Origin of the sequence: Streptomyces sp. 142MFCol3.1 (assembly GCF_000424945.1) — a bacterium.
GTDB classification, from domain to species: Bacteria; Actinomycetota; Actinomycetes; order Streptomycetales; family Streptomycetaceae; genus Streptomyces; species Streptomyces siamensis.
In genome coordinates this window covers 205635-226220 of sequence record NZ_AUKV01000007.1, presented here as the reverse complement: position 1 = coordinate 226220, position 20586 = coordinate 205635, and the positions used below count along the sequence as shown (strand labels likewise).

Below are 20586 nucleotides of genomic sequence, written 5' to 3'. Positions count from 1 at the left end.
CTTGAGAGAAGTTGAGTTGGGCATTGCATGACCTGGCACACGGAAGCAGCGGATGCAGGAGCCCCCATGCCCGACCTGCCGACCCCTCAGAACGCCGCCGAGGCCGCCCTGTTCTCGGAGTGCTGGGACGCCGTCCTGTCGTACGCCGACCTGTGCGCGTCCGGCTCCGCGGCGGCCACCCAGCTGGCCACCGAGGCGTTCACCCACGGCATCCGCGAGGCGCGCACGCTCACCGACGCGACGAAGGGCAACGGCCGCAGGACGCCCCGCCTGCCCCGCATCCCCCTGCTGCTCACCTCCGTCCGCACCACCGCCGCCGCCTGGGAGGCCCATGGACAGGGCCACCGTCTCGACCCCGATCTCAGGCTGTGGCTCAACTCCGAGAAGGCCGCCCGGTACACGGGACCTCCGCTGCACCGCCCGCTCGCGCTGCGCGGCCTCAAGGACATGCAGGAGGCCGACGCGGCACTCCTGTGGCTCGCCGAGGCCGAAGCGCTACCGCTGCCCGCCGTGGCCCGGCGGCTCGGCCTCGACCCGACAGCCGCGGCCGAGGAACTCGGCCATGTGCGGGCGCTGTTCAGAGACCGCTGCCACCGCAACCACCTCGACACCCCCATGGACGCCGGCTGCCGCAGCTACGCCCGGCTCCTCGACGCCGTCACCCGATCGCCCGGAGCCGAGACACCCGAGGACCTCTCCCGCCACCTCGCCCGATGTGTCGAGTGCGCGGAGGCCGCCACCTGTCTGCGGCTGCACGGCGGCGGGCTGCCCGCGGCGCTCGCCGGCGGAGTCATCGGCTGGGGCGGCCTCGCCTATCTGGAGCGCCGGCGCCGGGCCGCGGAGGCGGGCCTGGCCGGCGGACGCGCCGACGCGGCCTCGGACACGGGCATCGCCGTGGGCACGGTGGCCCGGCCGCGACTCGGACGGACCGGGCTCCTCGCCGCGGCCGTCCTGGTGTCGGGCCTCGCCCTCACGGTCTCCCTGATGCCGTTCGGCGACGGGAGCGGCCGCGACGCCTCCGCGCGCGGCGACTCCACCGACCGGCAGCCCGTCGCGGACCGGAACATCCCCTCCCCGTCCGCCACCACCCGCCCGGCCGACCCGCCGGTGCCGCCGGAGCCGAAGAAGCGGGCGTCGGCCACCGCCACGCGCACGAGACCGGACCCGGAACCCCAGGGCACGTCGTCCTCCCCGGCCGGTTCCGCCACCCCGTCCGCGCACCCCATCCGGAGCGCGTCCTGCAAGGTGAAGTACGAGATCGTCACCGAGTGGCCGGACGGCTTCCAGGCCACCGTCGCCGTCACCTCCGCGCAGGCCCTCGACGACTGGCAGATCGCCTGGACCTTCCCCGAAGGCCAGCGCGTCACCCAGATGTGGGACGGCACCTTCACCCAGCACGGCTCCCGCGTCACCGCCTCCGCCGCCTCCTACAACAAGTCCGTCTCGGCCGGTGGCACCTTCGCCGTCGGCTTCATCGGCTCCTGGGGCGACAGCAACGCGGTCCCGGACAACTTCACGCTGAACGGCGGACGTTGCGCCGCCACGACCTGAGCCGCGGACTGCAGATTTAATCGGTTGACGGACCTCAGGGGGGTCCGGCTACGGTGTGCGTGTTCGAGCGAAGGCCGTTCGCCTTCGCTCCCGGCGAGTGTTCTCGAGGAGGTGTGACCGATGGCTGTCGTTGCGATGGGCGCTGCCCGCATCCAGAAGTTCATCAAGTCCACCTCCGTGGCCGCCGGCTGACCTTCCTCTTTCCTTCGCGCCCGAGTGCGCGTGCCGGGGCCGCCCTTGTGAAGGGTCTCCCTTGACTTCCAGCTCCGCCTTCTCCGCTTCTCCTGCCTCCTCCACCCCCTCCGCCGCCCTCGCTCCCTACGGCTGGGACGACGCATGGGCGGACGAATTCGCCCCGTACGCCGCCGAAGGGCTCGTCGCCGGGCGGGTGGTCAGGGTCGACCGCGGTCAGTGCGACGTGGTCACCGCCGACGGGCTCATGCGCGCGGACACCGCGTTCGTGACGCCGCACGACCCGATGCGGGTCGTGTGCACCGGCGACTGGGTCGCCGTCGAACGCTCCGGCAGCCCGCGCTACGTACGCACCTGTCTGCCGCGCCGTACCGCCTTCGTGCGCTCCACCTCCTCCAAGCGTTCCGAGGGACAGATCCTCGCCGCCAACGTCGACCACGCCGTGGTGGCGGTGTCCCTCGCCGTGGAACTCGACCTCGGCCGCATCGAACGCTTCCTGGCCCTGGCCTGGGAGTCCGGGGCGCAGCCGGTGGTCGTGCTCACCAAGACCGACCTGGTGCCGGAGCCGGCGACGCTCGGACACCTCGTGCAGGACGTGGAGACGACCGCACCGGGCGTCCCGGTGCTGACGGTCAGCTCCGCGACCGGCGAGGGCGTCGACGTCCTCGCGGCCGTCCTCGCCGGCGGCACGTCGGTCCTCCTCGGCCAGTCCGGGGCGGGCAAGTCCACGCTCGCGAACGCCCTGCTCGGCGAGGACGTCATGGACGTCCAGGCCACGCGGGACGTCGACGGCAAGGGCCGGCACACCACCACGACCCGCAACCTCCTCGCCCTGCCCGGCGGCGGCGTCCTCATCGACACCCCGGGGCTGCGTGGCGTCGGCCTCTGGGACGCCGAGACCGGCGTCGGACAGGTCTTCGCCGAGATCGAGGAGTTCGCGGAGGACTGCCGTTTCACGGACTGCGCCCACGTCTCCGAACCCGGTTGCGCGGTGCTCGCGGCCCTCGACTCGGGTGCGCTCCACGAACGCCGCCTCGACAGCTACCGGAAGCTGCTGCGCGAGAACCAGCGGATCGTGGCCAAGACGGACGCACGGCTGCGCGCCGAGATCCGCCGCGACTGGAAGCGCAAGGGGGCGGAGGGCCGGGCCGCCATGGAGGCGAAGCGAGGACGCTTCTAGCCCGGCCGGCCCATCGCGCTCCACCCCGGCCACCCCGGCCGGCCCGCGCCGCCTGCTCCGGCAGGGACCGGGGCCGGGACCGAGCGGGGGCCAGCGGGGACCGACAGGGACCGGCAAGGCCCCGCGTGGCGCCGGGGGCGTGGCGGTCCGTTCGGGGCCGAGGCGGGTCCGGCTCGGCGCGGCGAGGGTTCCCCACGCCGCGCCGAGCCCCACCGCCCCCCTTCGCCCATAGGCCCGCACCCAGGGTCATGTCCGAAATCCGCCGGACCCGTGCCGGGCGACGGCGCACACTGGGAGGGTGATCGACGAAGACACCAGGTACGAGGCCGTACGGAGCAGGGACGCCCGGTTCGACGGGGAGTTCTTCTTCGCGGTGGAGACGACCGGGATCTACTGCCGGCCGAGCTGCCCCGCCGTGACGCCGAAGCGACAGAACGTGCGGTTCTACCCGACTGCCGCCGCGGCGCAGGGCTCCGGCTTCCGAGCGTGCCGAAGGTGCCGCCCGGACGCCGTGCCCGGCTCCGCGGAGTGGAACATACGGGCCGACGTCGTCGGCCGGGCCATGCGCCTGATCGGCGACGGCGTCGTCGACCGCGAGGGGGTCGGCGGCCTCGCCGTACGCCTCGGCTACAGCTCACGGCAGGTGCAGCGGCAGCTCACCGCGGAGGTCGGCGCCGGCCCCGTCGCACTGGCCCGTGCGCAGCGCGCCCACACCGCGCGCGTGCTGCTCCAGACGACCGGGCTCCCGGTCACACACATCGCGTTCGCGGCCGGGTTCGCCAGCGTGCGGCAGTTCAACGACACGATCCGTGCGGTGTACGCGTCGACGCCGAGCGAGCTGCGGGCCGCGGCGCCGCGCACCGGTTCCGACGTCCCGCGCGGGGCCACCCCCACCGCCGGGGTCCCGCTCCGGCTCGCCTTCCGGGGGCCCTATCAGTCCACCGACGTCTTCGACCTGCTCGCCGCGGAGGCGGTCCCGGGCATCGAGGACGTCGGCGGCCCGCACGGCAGGCGGACCTACCGGCGCACGCTCCGGCTGCCCTACGGCAGTGGCATCGCCGCGGTCGACGAACGCCCGAGCGGTGCCCGGCGACGCCCCGGTCCCGCGGACGCGGCGCACCCCGGCGGCTGGCTCGACGCCCGGCTCCACCTCACCGACCTGCGCGATCTGACCACCGCCGTGCAGCGGCTGCGCAGGCTGTTCGACCTGGACGCCGACCCGTACGCCGTCGACGAGCGGCTGGGCGCCGATCCGCTGCTGGGCCCGCTGGTCGTCTCGCGGCCGGGCCTGCGGTCACCGGGCGCCGCCGACCCGGACGAGGTCGCGGTGCGCGCGCTGGTGGGGCGGACCGCGGCCGAGGAGCTGGTGCGGCGGTACGGGAAGGCGCTGGACGCACCGTGCGGCACGCTCACGCATCTCTTCCCGGAACCGGCCGTGCTGGCGCAGGCCGAGCCGGACGGTGCCCTGGGCGCCCTGGCCGCCGCCCTCGCCGACGGCGCACTGAGGCTCGACCCGGGCGCCGACCGTGACGACGCCCACGAGGCGCTGCTCGCGCTCGCGGGCATGGACGAGGGCACCGCGGCCGTCATCCGCACTCGCGCGCTCGGCGATCCGGACGTGGCCCCGCCCGGGCAGGACGTGCCGGACGGCTGGCGGCCCTGGCGGTCCTACGCCGCGCGGCACCTGTGCGTGGCGCGGCAGCCGGAGGAGGAGCCGGGCCGGGACCGCACGGTCTGATCGGGAAGCCCGTCGGGACGGCGTGGTGAAACCGTCGGGGCGGCAGGACGAAACCGTCGGGACGGCGTGGTGAATCCGTCGGGACGAACCGTCGTGACGGCGCGAGGGAGCCGGCAGGACACAGCTGACAGGACGAAGCCGACTGGACGAAGCCGAGGAGCCGTCGCGAGGCCCTCGCGACGGCTCAGTCCACCGGCGACGGCAGCAGACGCGGTTCGATGCGTTCCTCCACCGCCGCGTCGCCCTCGCGTCTGACCAGGTACGCGCCCTTGCCCGGTATCTCGGTGACCGCCTCGGTGAGTTCGGTGCCGCGGTAGACCAGGCCCACCCCGTCGTCGGTGCAGTGGGTGTCGGGGAGCGTCCCGTCGGCGACGAGCCGGTGCACCAGCGGGCGGCGGCCCGCGTCGCTGTCGTAGTGCACGCCGTTGCCGTACGGCAGGTAGCCGAGCCCGTCGGTGAGCGGGCGCAGTTCGGGGCCGAAGGAGTCCGTCGTGCCGCCCTGGAACCAGCAGAGGGAACCGGCGCTCACACCGCTGAGCACGACCCCGGCCTGCCAGGCGCGCCGGAAGATCGCGTCGAGGCCGTGGACGCGCCACACGGCGAGCAGGTTCGCCGCCGAACCGCCCATGACCCACACGACGTCCTGTTCGAGCACCGACGCCTCGATGTCCTTGAGGTTCGGCATGGGGAAGAGATGGAGGGGAGTCAGGTCGAAGCCCGCCACACGGGCCGCCTCGGTCATCCGGGTGGTGAAGTGCTCGGCGTCGCCGATCGCCGTCCCGACGTACATGACACGGGGGCGGCGCCCCCGCACCTCCGCCAGTTCCACGGCGTGGTGGACGAGGGCGTCGAAGGTCACCCGTGTGCGGTCTCCGGGACGATGACCACCCGAAGTGGCCAGAATGATGGGCTCCGAAGCGGTCATGACTCGCGACCCTACCAAGGGCGTGCCGCCGGGCGATCTTCGACGGGAGGACCGGCCGGACCGGTCAGTCCTCAAGTCCCCAGCTGTGGATCCGCTTCGGGTGGATGCGGATCAGTTCCTCACTGAAGTGAGGGCCCAACTCGTGTGGCCCGGAGAGCAGTTCGGCCTCCCCGCGAATATCGACGCCGCGCACCTTCCACGGCCGGAGGCTCACGATGTCGTCGACGACCAAAGCGACCTTCGGGTTCTTCTGCAGATTGCGCCACTTCTTCGTCGTGCCCATCGCGTATCCGCCGACCAGGATCGTCCCGTCCTCCTGCGGGAAGAAGCCGACGGGATTCGCCTGCGGCTGCCCGTGCGGGTCGACGGTGGCCAGTCGTCCCAGTCGCTGTGACGTCAGGTATGCGCGCTCGGCCGCGCTGAATCCGGTCATGGCGGCAGCCAAACATGCGCGTCCCCGCGGCGCATCGGACCTTCGGCCCAGGTCCTGCGCCGGAGGACCGCCCGCGCGGCACCTGCCCTCCGGACCGTTCGCTGCCCTCGCGACGACCTCTGCGTGCCGTGCCACCCGGCCTCGGCAAAGCCCGCCCGTCCGACCTCCCGAACCGGCCCGCCGGTTCCCGCGTGGTGCGCCCAATGGTGTGACAGCGTGTTGAGCTGGCCGACGGCCAGGGAAGCGATGCCCTCATGACCCGCGCGATCAAGGTTCGGCATCTCCTGGCCGCTCTGGTGACCACCGTGGTTCTCGCGCCGCCGCACGCGAACGCGGACACGGGGCGGTCCCCGGAGCGGGCGGGCGCCGGGGCGCGCGGGCCGGCGTGGACCGGCACGTGGGAGGCGGCCGCCTCCGGCACCGCCGGCGCGCTGCCCGGTGCCTCGATCCGCAACGTCGTGCACACCAGTGTCGGCGGACGTGCGGCCCGCGTCCGCCTGTCCAACCGGTTCGGCACGGCACCCCTGCAACTCGGCTCCGTGACCCTCGCGTTGCAGCGCCCCGGCGCGAAGGCCGGCCCGTGGGCCGTCGCGGGTTCGATGCGCAAGGTCACCTTCTCCGGTGCCGGATCGGTGACGATCCCCGCGGGCAGGGACGTGGTCAGCGACCGTGTCGACCTCACGGTCCCCGCCGACGCCGACCTGCTGATCTCGGTGCACACGCCCGTCGACTCCGGCCCCGCGACGTACCACCGCTCCGCGCTCCAGCCCAACTTCGTGGCGGTCCGGGGCGACCGCACGGCCGACGAGAGCGGCGCCGCGTACACCACCACCCTCAGCAACTGGTACTACGTCACCGGTGTCGACGTGCTGGGTTCCTCCGCCGCGGGCAGTGTGGTCGCGCTCGGCGACTCCCTCACCGACGGCACCGGCTCGACTTCCGGTGCCAACCACCGCTGGCCCGACCGGCTCGCCGACCGGCTGAGCACCCTGCCCGCGCACCGCCGGCTCGGCGTCCTCAACGCGGGCATCGCCGGGAACCGGATCCTGCTCGACGGCCGTGGCCCGAGGGCCCTGTCCCGGCTCGACGCCGACGTCTTCTCCCGCACCGGCGTCCGCTCGCTGATCGTGCTGCAGGGCATCAACGACATCAAGGGCCCACCGGAGCAGACGGATCCGCGCGTCATCGAGGACGCCTACCGTCTGATCGTGCGCCGTGCCCACGCCCACGGCATCCGCGTCGTCGGCGGGACGATCACCCCGTACGGCGGTCACGGCGCGTACACGCGGGCCCGTGAGGCCGCGCGGCAGGCGGTCAACGCCGCCATCCGCACACGCGGCCTCTTCGACGCGGTCGCGGACTTCGACGCCACCGTCCGCGACCCGGCCCACCCGAGCCGCATCCGCCCCGCCTACGACCCCGGTGACCATCTCCACTTCAACGACGCGGGCATGAAGGCGCTGGCCCGCACCGTCGACCTCACGGCGCTCGCGCCCTGAACCGCTCGCTACGCGGGCTGCCCCATCGAGGTGCGGCATCGGCAGGCCCAACAGGTGCGACGGTGAGCCCGGTCGGTCGCCCCGCGCGGTGATCAGCGCCGACTCGCCCTTGCGCAGGGCGACGCGTATCGCGCCGTCCCCCGCGTCGGCGGTGATCCTGGCCTGCCGCCTGCCGCCTGCCGCCTGCCGTCTGCCGTCTGCCGTCTGCCGTCTGCCGTCTGCCGTCTGCCGTCTGCCGTCTGCCGCCTGCCGCCTCCGGTCCTGGCTCCTCGACGCGGCCTCGGCTTCTCGGCGCCCCCGCTTGTCGACCTCGGCGTCACCTTCCCGGCCCCGGTCCCGCCTCTTGGATTCGGCCTCGGCTTCCCGGCCCTGCCGCCAGGTCTCCGACTCCCCGGTTCCCGCCTCCATGGGGGCCGTCGACACCCCCGTCAGGGCCTCGGTCTCGGCCGACGCCTGCGTCGACGCCGACCCCGCGCTCCGGCGGCCCGCTCCTGGCCCCAGGCCCGGCTCCGCCGCCCCGCTCCCGTCGTCTGGCCCCGACGGCCCCTCTTGGCCCGGCCCCGGCTCCGCCGTCCCGGTCCCGTCGCCTGTGAGGGGCGTCCACGGCCCCGTCAGGGGCTCGGCGCCCCGGGCCCGACGCCGGCCCCCTACGTCCCGGTGGTCCGCCTGCGTGGGACCGGGCCCTCCCGGCGGTCCGCCGGCGCGGCGCCGGGCTCAGCCGCAGATCACCGCCCCCAGCCACGCCCCCAGGATCAGCAGGCAGGCGAAGAGCTCCGTCAGGACGCTCCAGCCGCCCGCCCGCATCAAGGTCCGTACCGCCGTGCCCGCCTGTCCGTGCCCGCCCAGCCGACGCCGTTCGCACAGGTAGAGGCCACCGAGGTAACCGGGTATCGCGCCGACCACCGGAACCAGGAAGAAGCCGAGCAACGCCCCGAGACCGGCGTACACCGCCGTCCGGGTGGTGGCTCCGCTCGCACGCAGCCGCCGCGGCGGGAGTGCCCAGCGGATCGCCCGGGACAGCAGCAGGACCCCGGTCGCACCGACCAGCACCCCCCACGACAGGGCACGCGGGTCCTCCAGCGCCCACCACGCGACCGCGGCCCAGACCAGCCACGAGCCCGGCACGCCGGGCACCAGTACTCCGGCCAGACCGAGCAGCATCACCACACCGACCGGCAGGAGTTCCCACGCTCCCATCTGCCCAGGGTGCCGGAGCGAACGGGAAGCCGCAGGTCAGTCCCGCGCCACCCAGCCCCGCTCGTACGCGTGCCAGCCGAGCTGGAGCCGCGTCGTCACCCCCGTCAGCTCCATCAGCCGCTTCACCCGGCGCTGCACGGTCCTCAGCCCCAGATCCAGCTGCTTGGCGACGCTCGCGTCGGTGAGCCCGGCGAGCAGCAGCGACAGGATCTCCAGGTCCGTGCCGTCCGGCCCGTCGGGTTCCTGCTCCAGCACGCCCCGGCTGCCGATCCGCAGGGGCAGCGCGTCCCGCCACACCGAGTCGAAGAGCCCGGACAGCAGCTCCAGCAAGCCGCTGGCGTGCACGACCAGCGCGGAGGGCTCCGCCGTGTTCGAGGTGAGGGGGACCATCGCCAGCGCCCGGTCGGCGATGACGAGCTTGGTGGGGACCTGGTCCACGACCCGTACCTGTTCGTCCCGGCCGAGCGCGGCGGACAGCTCGGTGATCCCGGTCGGTTCGTCGAGGACCGCGCGCTCGACGACCACCCGGTAACCGACGCCCCGCCCGGCGGCCTGCTCCTCGGCGTCGTTGTCCATGCCGGAGACGGCCACGGGGTTCCCGGTGACCAGCGCGCACACCTCCTCGCTCGCCCCCAGCTGGAGCTGGAGGAAGCGCTGGGAGACGGCTGCCGCGCCGATCACCACTTCGACCAGGTCGTGCACGGCAGGCTCCGCGGCCTGCGCGCGGTACTCCTCGGCGAGCAGCGCGGCCGCCAGCTCCGCCTTCTCCAGTTCGTGCCGCCGCTGGGTGAGCAGGGCGCCGAGCGCGACACCCGGCGGCGCGGCGACCCAGCGACCGGGCCGGGCCGACGACTGCGCCGCCAGACCGTGCCGCTCCAGCCGGCGCAGGGCGCGCTCCGTGTCGTACTCGCCGAGTGTGAGCCGTCGCGCGAGATCGGGCACGTCGGCGGCGCCCACGGACACGAGCGCCCGGTAGGCCGACTCGTGCGTCTCGTCCAGACCTATCGCTCCCAGCATGCGGCGAAGTCCCTCCCCGAGGATGCGTTCCGGCCGGTCGGCGGCGTCCATGGCGGGAAACAGCCACGGCGCAAACCCGCCTGGGCACATCATCGCCGCACCACCCGCCTCTCTGCCAAGCTCACGCCACCGCAGCATCAACCACCGCCCGTAATGCCCTCCTTGGGCCTCCTTGGCCTGCGCGGACACGGCCTCACCGGTCCGTCCGGGCGCCGGCAGACACGGGTGGAGCGATCTTGGGGAGTGGGATTTTGGGGAAGACGACCGTCCGCAGGGCACTGGGCGTGGCGACCGCCGCCGTCCTCGCCGTCACGGCAGCCGTGCCCGCAGGGGCCGCACACGACACAAAGAGCCCGCTGACCGGAAGGGGGGCCGCGGCCTCGGGTGCCGTCGTCACGCTCGTCACCGGAGACCGCGTCCTGGTGACGAAGGACGGGGCGACCGCCCTTCCCGGCGACGACGGCACCGCTCCCTTCACGCAGACCCGCCGGTCCGGCGAGGACCTGTACGTCTATCCCGCGGGAGCGGTCGCCGCCATCGCCGCCGGCCGCGTGGACGAGGAACTCTTCAACGTCACCGGCCTGGTCCGGCAGGGCTACGACGACGCCCACAGCGCGACCCTGCCGCTGATCGCCACGTACCGGGCGTCGGCCGCCCGCGCGGTCCCGGCCACGCCGCGCGGCGCCGAACGCGGTGTCGCCCTCGAACCGATCGACGGCGTCGCGCTCAAGGCCGACAAGAAGAAGGCCGCGGACTTCTGGGCGGACATGACGAACTCCCGCTCCCGCGCGGCGGGCGGGCTGAAGAAGCTGTGGCTCGACGCGAAGGTCCGGGCCACCCTGGACCGCTCGACCCGGCAGGTGCACGCCCCCGAGGCGTGGGCCGCGGGCTACGACGGCAAGGGCACCAAGGTCGCCGTCCTGGACACCGGTGTCGATGCCGAACACCCCGATCTCAAGGGCCGGATCACCGCCTCGGAGAACTTCACGGACTCGCCGGACACGAGCGATCGCCAGGGGCACGGCACGCACACCACGTCCACCGTCGGCGGCACGGGCGCGGCGAGCGACGGCAAGAAAAGGGGGGTCGCCCCCGGCGCCGACCTGCTGAACGGCAAGGTCCTCAACGACTCGGGCTCCGGCGCGGAGTCGTGGATCATCGCCGGCATGCAGTGGGCTGTCGACCAGGGTGCCGACGTCGTCTCGATGAGCCTCGGCAACCCGGCTCGCACCGACTGCACCGACCCGATGAGCGCGGCCACGCAGCAACTCGCCGAGTCCAGCCGCGACACGCTCTTCGTCATCGCGGCCGGCAACACCGGACCGTCCCTCGACTCGGTCTCCTCGCCCGGCTGCGCGCCCGGCGTCCTCACCGTCGGCGCCGTCGACCGCGACGACTCCACGGCGTCCTTCTCCAGCCGTGGCCCGGCCTACGGCTCGCACACGCTGAAGCCGGAGATCACCGCACCCGGTGTGGGCATCTCCGCCGCCAACGCGGGCGGCCGCGGCGTCTACGCCTACCGGTCCATGAGCGGCACGTCGATGGCCACCCCGCACGTGGCGGGCGCCGCCGCGATCGTCAAGCAGCGCCACCCCGACTGGGACGCGCAGCAGATCAAGGCCGCCCTCGTCTCCTCCGCGGACACCGGTATCCCCGGCGACGTCCGCGAGACCGGCGGCGGCCGGCTCGACGTCAAGGCCGCGATCGACCAGACCGTGCTGGGCGCGCCCGCCGTGCAGGGCGGCAGCTTCGCCTGGCCGCAGCACGCCGGCGACCGCAGGACCGTCACGGTTCCCTACACCAACACCGGCCACGAACCGGTCGAGCTGAAGCTCTCCGTCGGCCGGGTCACCGGCAACGACGGTTCCCCCGTCCGCACGTCGCTCGCCCGGCTCGGCAGCCGCTCGGTGACCGTCCCCGCCGGCGCCACCGTCGAGGTACCGCTCGAGCTCGACCCGAACGCGTCCCTGAGCCGCGCCCAGTACGGCGATGTCACGGGCCGTGTCCTCGCCACCGCCGACGGCGTCTCGGTCTCCACCCCCTTCTCCCTCTACGTCGAACCGGAGACCGTCACCCTGCGGGTCGAGCTCGTCGACCGGCTCGGCCGTCCCGCCACGTCCGGCTCGTCCGTCGACCTCATCGGCACCGACGACGCGAGCGGCGAACGGCGCTTCAACGAGGGCGCGAACGACCAGACGTACCGCGTACGCCCCGGCAGCTACTTCCTCTCCAGCTTCATCGCCACCCCGGCGACCGAGGGAACCCTGATCGACTCCCTGTCCTACCTGGCCCGCCCGCAGCTGGAGATACGCAAGGACACCACCGTCGTCCTCGACGCCCGCACCGCCCACCGGCTGAGCATCCGCACGGACAAGAAGTCCGAACTCCGCGGCGCCACCCTCGGGTTCGCCCGCTCCTGGGACGACACCTGGCTGCATGCCGGGACGGCCGCGGGCGGACGCTCGGTGCGCGGCTACTACGCCTTTGTCGAGGGCCGGGCGAGCGACGGCACCTTCGAGTTCGACAGCTTCTGGCGCGCCGCGGCCCCGCAGATCTCCGAACTCGCCGTCGTGGGCGGCCCGACGCTGCACCCCGTGACCGGTTCCACCAACTCCGTCAACCTCGACGGCACCGGACAGGCCCCCCTCGTGGACGCCAAGTCCGGTACGCCACAGGACCTCGCCGGCGCCAAGGGGAAGATCGCCCTCGTCGAGCTGCCGGACGGCGGGAGCGCCACGGCCGTCGCGTCGGCGGCGAAGGCGGCGGGCGCGCTCGCGGTCCTCGCCTACCGTGAGGCGCCCGGCCGCTGGTACCCCGACACCGGCTTCACCGGCGGTCCGCTGCCCGTCCTCGCCGTACCCGCCGAGGAGGCCGAGGCGCTGCTCGCCGCCGGTGACGTGACCCTGCGCTGGAAGGCCACCGCGAAGAGCCCGTACGTCTACAACCTGGCCTTCCCGGAGACGGGTCAGATCCGCGACGCCCGCACCTACCGGGTCCACGACCGCGAACTGGCCGCCACCAGCGCCACCTACCGCGCGGTGGGCACCGTCGCCGACTACATCGACCTGCCCTCCGTCACCCGCCCGAACGGACTCAGCGGCTTCTTCGGCGACCTGGAGACGGTGCCCGCGCCCTTCAGCCGTACCGAGTACTACTCGGCGGGCACCACCGGCTGGGGACACCAGGTCTCCAGCAGCTTCCCCTGGGGCGAGTTCATGATCGACCCGGTGCGCAGCCACACGAAGGGCGAACGGCGGACCGAGGAGTGGTACGGCGGAGTCCTCTCGCCGGCGGCCCCCCTGGACTCGTCCGGAGAGCAGGCGCTCGCCGCCGAACGGCAGGGCAACCTGATCGGTGTCGCTCCCGGATTCTGGGGCGACACCCAGCACCTGGGAATCCAGGGCGGGTTCGGTGACATCGGCTCCATGCGGCTGCAGCGCGACGGCGAGACGATCGGCGAAAGCTCCGTCCCCTACGGGGTGTTCGAGGTCCCGGCCGACGACTCCGCGTACGCCCTCACCCTCCACACGATGAAGATCGGCTCGCGCGTCTGGCACCGCTCCCCGCAGACCGTCACCACCTGGTCGTTCCGCTCGCACCTCGACGAGAACGCCTACTCGCAGGGCATCCCGCTGCTCTTCCCGCGCTACGGCCTGCCGGAGGACGGCCTGAAGACCCTGCCGGCCGAGGACGGTCAGCGCATCACGCTCACCGCCACCGGTCACGCGGGCTACCGGCCGGGCACGCTCACCTCGGTGAAGCTGTCGTACTCGTACGACGGCGGAGAGACCTGGAAGCAGGCCGCCACCACCCGTGACGGCGGCAAGTGGACCGCGACCGTCGATCACGGCGGAGCCCAGGGCGAGCAGGTCACCCTCAGGACCGAACTGACCGACAGCAACGGCAACTCGGTCGTCCAGACCGTGACCCGGGCCTACGACGTGCGCTAGGCCCCGGTCGCCAAGTACGCCGCCGGGCGGTCCTCCCGTGGGGGGTGGGGCCGTCCGGCGGCCCGCTGTGCGCACGACCGCGCCCCGGTCGCAACGTCGTTCGAGGTGTCGTCCGACATGCCGTTCGACAGCCAGTCCCTTGGCCGGTTTTTCCGGATGCCCCGTTTTCATCCGGCCCCCGCGGTGGACAATCAGGAGCATGAGCCAGCAGGGGGAGAAGCCCACCGGTCATGAGGACGACTGGTGGAGGCAGTTGTACGACGACTCCACCGAGGACACGGGACCCGCCACCGCGGCCGATTCCCTGGACGACCGGTTCGCCTCGGCCGCCGGGACGGTCGAGCTGCGTTCCGGCGCGGGACAGGACGCGCCCGTGGCCGATGTCCCGTCCCCGCCGGAGCGGCCCCCCGCGGTGCCCGGGCAGCGCGTGGACGGCCGCTCCCACCCCGGCCGGTGGGAGCGCCACGACCCGCCCGCGGCACCCCCGGAGGCCGAGCCCCCGCTCCGGCGCGGCGGCCTCACCCGGGAGCCCGCCCCCTGGGAGCCCCCGCCGACCGGACCGCCCGCACCTGCCGCCTTCCCGCCCGGGCCCACACCGCCGGGGTTTCGCCCGCAGGAGCCCCCGAGCGACGCCCGACCGGAGGCGGGCGACCTCGGGCCCGGCCCCGCGCCGCTCGCGCAGGTATCCGCGTCGAGAACGCCCGCCGACCCACCGCCCCCGCCGTCGTCCCCACCGCCCCCGCCCTCGTCCCCGCCGCCCGCACCGGCCGCGGTCCCGGAGGGCGCCTCGCCCCCCGCCCCGGCGCCGTCCGCCGCGGCGGAGGAGGCTCCCGCCCGGGAGACCGCCCTCGACCCACCCCCCGCGCCGCCCTCCGTCGGGCACGTCGGCTCCGGCCCGCCCACCTACGCCGCCGAACCCACCGCGCTCCCGCCCGCCGATCCGGACGACCTCGGCGACCTCGTCGCCGACACGGTCCTGGACGGCGCCCGCTACGGGACCAGCACCCTGCGGGCCATGTCCGCGCGCGGCGACTCCGCCCGCTACCGCGGCGAGCCACGCCGGGACTCCCTCCTCACGGCCCGCTTCGGGACGGGCGAACAGGCGCTGGTCCTGGTGGCGATGGCGACCGGGGCACGCGCCACCCCCGGCGCCCACCGGGCGGCCGCCGAGGTGTGCCAGTGGATCGGACAGGCCGTGGGCCGCAGCCACGCCCGGCTGTCCGAGGACATCCGGGCCGCCCGGCGCGGCGACCTGAAGTCCGGACTGCACCGGCTCACCGACCGCAGCCTCGGCAAGCTCCGGGCGAGCGCGGCCGAGCAGGGCATCGAACCGGAGGAGTACACCGCCGGTCTGCGCTGTCTGCTGCTGCCCGCCGACCCGCAGTGCCGCACCCGGGTGTTCTTCGGCGTCGGCGCGGGCGGACTGTTCCGGCTGCGGGACGGCGAGTGGCAGGACATCGAGCCGCGCGTCGCGGAGGCCACCGGCGAGCCCGTCGTCGGCTTCGGATCGCTGCCCCACGAGACGCCCGAGGGCGACCGGCTCACCATGGACCTGGGCATCACCACACCCCCGAGCCCCTACGAACCGGCCCCCGAGCCGTCGCGCGCCCCGTTCCGCTTCCGTGCTTCGGTCGCCCGCCCGGGTGACACCCTGCTGCTGTGCAGCGCGGGCCTCGCGGACCCGCTGCGCGGCGAACCCGGACTCGCCGAGCACCTGACGTCGCGGTGGTCGGCAGCACGGCCGCCCGGTCTCGCCGCGTTCCTCGCCGACACACTGGTACGGGTCAAGGGCTACGCCGATGACCGTACGGCAGCGGCCGTTTGGGAGGCGTAACAGTGCGCCGTGTGAATTCATGGACCCAGGGGGGATCCGAGGATCACAAAGGGGTGCGTGAAGCATGGCCAAGCAGAACGTCGCCGAACAGTTCGTCGACATCCTCGTCCGCGCGGGCGTCGAGCGTCTGTACGGGGTGGTCGGCGACAGCCTGAACCCGGTCGTCGACGCGATCAGGCGCAACTCCGCCATCGACTGGATCCACGTCCGGCACGAGGAGACGGCGGCGTTCGCCGCGGGCGCCGAGGCCCAGATCACCGGGAAGCTCACGGCCTGCGCCGGCTCCTGCGGCCCCGGCAACCTGCACCTCATCAACGGCCTGTACGACGCGCACCGCTCCATGGCCCCCGTCCTGGCCCTCGCCTCGCACATCCCCTCCGGCGAGATCGGTCTCGGCTACTTCCAGGAGACCCACCCCGACCGGCTCTTCCAGGAGTGCAGCCACTACAGCGAGCTGATCTCCAGCCCGAAGCAGATGCCCCGGGTCCTGCAGACCGCCATCCAGCACGCCGTCGGCCGGTCCGGCGTCAGCGTCGTCACGCTGCCCGGTGACATCGCCGACGAACCGGCCCCGGACAAGCCCGTCGAGACCGCGCTCGTCACCTCTCGGCCCAGCGTCCGTCCCGGCGACACGGAGATCGACAAGCTCGTCGCGATGATCGACGAGGCGGAGAAGGTCACCCTGTTCTGCGGCAGCGGCACGGCCGGCGCGCACGCCGAGGTCATGGAGTTCGCCGGGAGGATCAAGTCCCCGGTCGGGCACGCCCTGCGCGGCAAGGAATGGATCCAGTACGACAACCCGTACGACGTCGGCATGAGCGGACTGCTCGGCTACGGCGCCGCCTACGAGGCGACCCACGAGTGCGATCTGCTGATCCTGCTCGGCACCGATTTCCCGTACAACGCCTTCCTGCCCGACGACGTCAGGATCGCCCAGGTCGACGTGCGGCCCGAGCACCTGGGCCGTCGCTCCAGGCTGGACCTCGCGGTCTGGGGCGACGTGAAGGAGACCCTGCGCTGCCTGATCCCGCGCGTGAAGCCCAAGGGGAACCGGCGCTTCCTGGACAAGATGCTGAAGAAGCACGCGGACGCTCTCGAAGGAGTCGTCAAGGCGTACACCCGCAAGGTCGAGAAGCACGTGCCGATCCACCCCGAGTACGTCGCCTCGGTCCTCGACGAACTCGCCGACGAGGACGCCGTGTTCACCGTCGACACCGGCATGTGCAACGTCTGGGCCGCCCGCTACATCTCGCCCAACGGCAGCCGCCGTGTCATCGGTTCGTTCTCGCACGGCTCGATGGCCAACGCGCTGCCGATGGCGATCGGCGCGCAGTTCACCGACCGCAAGCGGCAGGTCGTGTCGATGTCAGGCGACGGCGGATTCACCATGCTGATGGGAGACTTCCTCACCCTCGTCCAGTACGACCTGCCGGTGAAGGTCGTCGTCTTCAACAACTCCTCGCTGAGCATGGTCGAGCTGGAGATGCTGGTCGCCGGGCTGCCCTCGTACGGCACCTCGAACAAGAACCCCGACTTCGCCGCGGTGGCCCGCGCCTGCGGGGCGTACGGCGTCCGCGTCGAGAAGCCGAAGCAGCTCGCCGGTGCCCTGAAGGACGCCTTCAGCCACAAGGGTCCGGCTCTGGTCGACATCGTCACCGACCCCAACGCCCTCTCCATCCCGCCGAAGATCAGCGCGGAGATGGTGACGGGCTTCGCGCTGTCGGCGTCGAAGATGGTGCTCGACGGAGGCGTCGGACGGATGGTGCAGATGGCCCGCTCGAACCTGCGCAACGTGCGACGGCCGTAGGCTCCGCCGCGGTTGCCCGCGCCGGCGGGTCCCTCGACGACTGAGGGGACCGCCGACGAGCAGGGCAGCGACGGCACGGAACGAGTGCCGGCGCGGCTACGCCGGGCGCAGCCGCAGCGTCAGGATCTGGAACGGCCGCAGCGTGAAGGGTCCCGCCGTCTCGTGGAGCGGCCGTTCCAGCAGGTCCGTCACCTCGGTACGGGTCACGGGGAAGCCGGCGGTCAGCTCGCAGCGGGCCCGGCCACCCCGGGACTCGTACAGCCGCACCACCACATCGCCGCTGCGGTCCTCGGCGAGCTTGACCGACTCGACGGTGACGGCCGGGTTGTCGACGCTCACAGGGGAGCGAGTACCGGCGCCCCGGCCACGCGCAACGGCAGGTTGAGCGCGAGTCCCTCCGCGACGGCGTCACCCACCTCCGCACCGGGCAGCAGCGCGTACGTGAACCGGTGGGTGCCGAGATCGGTCTCGGGGTCCGGGCTGTGCGGGGCACGCAGCAGCGTCAGCCGCACGGTCGTGCCGAGACCGCCCTCGTGCGCGCAGCGGGTCACGTCATGGCCGTACGTCGAGTCGTTGAGGACCGCCACGCCGTACCCGTCCTCCGCGACCCGCAGCCACCGGTGGGCGCAGATCTCGAACCGGGCCGCGTCCCACCCCGTGTTGGCGTGGGTGGGACGGTGGACATGGCCGAACTGGATCTCGGCGGCGGAGCGTTCGGCGTGCACATCGAGGGGGAAGGCGGCCTTGAGGACCTTCTCCGACTCCCGCCAGTCGACCTCGGTCACCACGTCCAGCCTGCGGGCCGCCGCCGTCAGCCGGATGTCCTGGACGATCCGGGAGCTGCCGAAGGCGCGGGTGACCCGCACGACGGCCCGCAGCGGTCCGCTCTCCACGAGTTCCACCGACTCGGCGTCGGTCAGGTCCGTGCGGGTGCGCCGGTAGTGCCGGTCGATGTCCCAGGCGTCCCAGGCGTTGGGGTGATCGGGGTGCAGCTGCAGCAGATTGCCGGGGCCGCACAGGACCTCCCGGCCGCGCGCGAGGTCCCGTACGGAGGTGAGCAGCCCGTCGCGGTCGATCCGCACCCGCAGCCACTCGTTCTCCAGCAGGATCGTGTCGTCCGACCGCTCGGCCCGGACCCGGGCGCCCACCGGGTCCGCCGTGTCCGGCGCCGCGGCGCTCCCCAGTCCGGGCACGGTCACCAGCGCGTCCCCGACCACTTCCGTCCGCTCATAGGGCGAGGCGTTCAGCACGGCGGGTGCGCCGGGGCCCAGCGCCCGCACGGCGCGGGCGGTCAGCTCGTCCACCTCGGCCAGCACCCGTGCGTACGTCTCCCGAGCCTCGCGGTGCACCCAGGCGATCGACGACCCGGGCAGGATGTCGTGGAACTGGTGCAGCAGCACGGTCTTCCACAGCCGGTCCAGCGCGTCGTACGGATACGCGTACGACGGTTCGCGCACCGCCGCGGCCGCGCACCACAACTCGGCCTCGCGCAGGGCGTGTTCGGAGCGCCGGTTGCCCTGCTTGGTCTTCGCCTGCGTGGTGTAGGTGGCCCGGTGGAGTTCCAGGTACAGCTCGCCCGACCACACGGGCGCGTGAGTCCCGTACTCCTCCTCGGCCGCCGAGAAGAACGCCGAGGGCTTTTCGATCTCGACGCGCGGCGAGCCCTCCAGGGAGCGCAGCCGCCGCGCCTTCTCCAGCATCTCGCGGGTCGGACCGCCGCCGCCGTCGCCCCACCCGAACGGCACGAGCGACCGGGTGGCCCGGCCCTTCTCCGCGAAGTTGCGTTCGGCGTGGGCGAGTTCACGGCCGTGGAACTGCGAGTTGTAGGTGTCGACGGGCGGGAAGTGGGTGAAGACACGGGTCCCGTCGATGCCCTCCCACCAGAACGTGTGGTGGGGCATCCGGTTGGACTGGTTCCAGCTCAGCTTCTGGGTGAGGAACCAGCGGACGCCCGCGAGCTTCGCCAGCTGCGGGAAGGCGGCCGTGTAGCCGAAGGAGTCCGGCAACCAGATCTCCTCGGTCTCGACTCCGAGCTCCTCCAGGAAGAACCGCTTGCCGTGCACGATCTGCCGGGCCAGGGCCTCTCCGCCGGGCATGTTGGCGTCCGACTCCACCCACATGGAGCCGACCGGGGCCCAGTTCCCCTCCGTGACGGCCTTCTTGACGCGTTCCCAGATGTGCGGCTGGTGCTCCTTCACCCAGGCGTACTGCTGGGCCTGCGAGCACGCGAACACCAGCTCGGGGTAGTCACCGGCCAGTGCGGTGACGTTGGCGAAGGTGCGGGACGCCTTGCGGACCGTCTCGCGCAACGGCCACAGCCACGCCGAGTCGATGTGGGCGTGCCCGGTCGCCGAGATCCGGTGCGCGCTCGCCGACGCGGGCCGGGACAGCACCTCCGTGAGCGCGGCGCGGGCCGCGGGCGCCGTGCCGGGCACGTCGTGCAGGTCCAGAGCGTCCAGCATGTCCTCCAGCGCCCGCAGGATCTCGTGCCGTCGCGGCCGGCCCGTGTCCAGTTCGTGCATCAGTTCCGAGAGCACCTCGATGTCGAGGACGAGCCGCCACACGTCGGGGTCGAGTACGGCGAGATCGGCAGCCGCGAATCGGTAGACGGGCCCATCGCCTGCGGTCAGCACGTCCCCGAGGTGCGTAGGCTCGAAGCCGTGCAGGACCGCCGGGTTGGCCGCCGCCTCCAGCAACAGGTGCACGGCCTCGCCTCCCCTTGCGGGCGCACCGACCGTCAGGTGCCGGTTGCGGGGGTGGATCCCCTTCAGGGGGATGCCGGCGGCGTCGTGCAGGAGCCCCTCCGCCTGGAAGCCGGGGCCGTCACCCGTGAACCCGGGGTCGACGACCACCTCGACGTGCCGGCCCGCCCACTCCTCGGGCACCCGGCCCTCGATGCGGAACCAGCTCGTCGACCAGGGCTTTCCCCAGAGCGTGCCGGTGGTGAAGGGCACGTAGGCGGCCTGGAGCGCCTGGTCGACGGGGACCGGCTCGCCGGGCACGTGCCACACGGACAGGGCGAGCGGGACCCGGTCGGTGTACTGCGCGGGGCGCAGGAACTGCCGCAGCGCGCGCTCCAGGCGCGCCTCCACCAGCGAACGGTCGTCGTGCACGGCGGCTCCTCTGCGCTCGGACGGCTCTGTCCCGAGTGTCCCTTCCCCGCGTGAACACCGCGCACCCGCGTCGCCCCGGCGGGTGGTTGACGATTCGACATGACTGCCGCGTTCCCGCCTGGGCATGGATCCCCGTGAACGTGTTCGAGC

11 protein-coding genes and 1 pseudogene are annotated in these 20586 nt (G+C 73.3%); 7 read left to right on the top strand and 5 right to left on the bottom strand.

Going from position 1 to position 20586, the window contains the following annotated elements; all coding sequences use genetic code 11:
- Positions 1-66 precede the first annotated feature (66 nt).
- The 3 genes from H305_RS0112400 to H305_RS0112390 all read left to right on the top strand — a co-directional run bounded on the left by H305_RS0112400 (position 67) and on the right by H305_RS0112390 (position 4661).
- Positions 67-1551 carry a cellulose-binding domain-containing protein gene (locus H305_RS0112400; RefSeq protein WP_028800666.1) on the top strand — a complete coding sequence of 495 codons (1485 nt, stop codon included), beginning with the start codon at positions 67-69 and terminating at the stop codon, positions 1549-1551.
- A gap of 253 nt (positions 1552-1804) precedes the next feature.
- Positions 1805-2923 carry a ribosome small subunit-dependent GTPase A gene (gene rsgA, locus H305_RS0112395; RefSeq protein WP_028800665.1) on the top strand — a complete coding sequence of 373 codons (1119 nt, stop codon included), beginning with the start codon at positions 1805-1807 and terminating at the stop codon, positions 2921-2923.
- A gap of 301 nt (positions 2924-3224) precedes the next feature.
- The gene (locus H305_RS0112390; RefSeq protein WP_037763697.1) at positions 3225-4661 is read left to right on the top strand and encodes a DNA-3-methyladenine glycosylase 2 family protein; all 1437 of its coding nucleotides are present in this window, start codon (positions 3225-3227) and stop codon (positions 4659-4661) included.
- Between the two features lie 184 nt (positions 4662-4845).
- On the opposite strand, the gene H305_RS0112385 is transcribed toward H305_RS0112390, so the two are convergent.
- Positions 4846-5586, bottom strand: coding sequence for a peptidase E (locus tag H305_RS0112385; RefSeq protein ID WP_028800663.1), 741 nt, complete (start codon positions 5584-5586; stop codon positions 4846-4848).
- Between the two features lie 64 nt (positions 5587-5650).
- Positions 5651-6019 (bottom strand): PPOX class F420-dependent oxidoreductase, encoded by a 369-nt coding sequence (locus tag H305_RS0112380; protein ID WP_028800662.1) that lies wholly within the window; start codon positions 6017-6019, stop codon positions 5651-5653.
- Positions 6020-6273: 254 nt separating this feature from the next.
- Between H305_RS0112380 and H305_RS45600 the strand changes: the two genes are divergently transcribed.
- Positions 6274-7518 (top strand): SGNH/GDSL hydrolase family protein, encoded by a 1245-nt coding sequence (locus H305_RS45600; protein ID WP_037763589.1) that lies wholly within the window; start codon positions 6274-6276, stop codon positions 7516-7518.
- Between the two features lie 714 nt (positions 7519-8232).
- On the opposite strand, the gene H305_RS0112370 is transcribed toward H305_RS45600, so the two are convergent.
- Both H305_RS0112370 and H305_RS0112365 read right to left on the bottom strand, forming a co-directional pair.
- Entirely contained in the window at positions 8233-8715 is a 483-nt protein-coding gene (locus H305_RS0112370) for a DUF456 domain-containing protein (protein ID WP_028800661.1), read from the bottom strand.
- Between the two features lie 36 nt (positions 8716-8751).
- The gene (locus H305_RS0112365; protein WP_028800660.1) at positions 8752-9732 is read right to left on the bottom strand and encodes a helix-turn-helix transcriptional regulator; all 981 of its coding nucleotides are present in this window, start codon (positions 9730-9732) and stop codon (positions 8752-8754) included.
- 251 nt (positions 9733-9983) lie between these two features.
- Here H305_RS0112365 and H305_RS0112360 point away from each other — a divergent pair, with 251 nt between their 5' ends.
- The 3 genes from H305_RS0112360 to H305_RS0112350 all read left to right on the top strand — a co-directional run bounded on the left by H305_RS0112360 (position 9984) and on the right by H305_RS0112350 (position 17323).
- A complete protein-coding gene (locus tag H305_RS0112360) occupies positions 9984-13682 on the top strand; it encodes a S8 family peptidase (RefSeq protein WP_051370539.1) in 3699 nt (1232 codons plus the stop codon).
- 199 nt (positions 13683-13881) lie between these two features.
- A complete protein-coding gene (locus tag H305_RS0112355) occupies positions 13882-15516 on the top strand; it encodes a protein phosphatase 2C domain-containing protein (protein WP_028800658.1) in 1635 nt (544 codons plus the stop codon).
- A 64-nt stretch (positions 15517-15580) separates the two neighbouring features.
- Positions 15581-17323: a pyruvate dehydrogenase gene (locus H305_RS0112350; RefSeq protein WP_028800657.1), complete on the top strand. Its 1743-nt coding sequence runs from the start codon at positions 15581-15583 to the stop codon at positions 17321-17323.
- Between the two features lie 96 nt (positions 17324-17419).
- On the opposite strand, the pseudogene H305_RS45595 reads toward H305_RS0112350, so the two are convergent.
- Positions 17420-20436: pseudogene (locus tag H305_RS45595) on the bottom strand (alpha-mannosidase).
- Between the last annotated feature and the right edge of the window lie 150 nt (positions 20437-20586).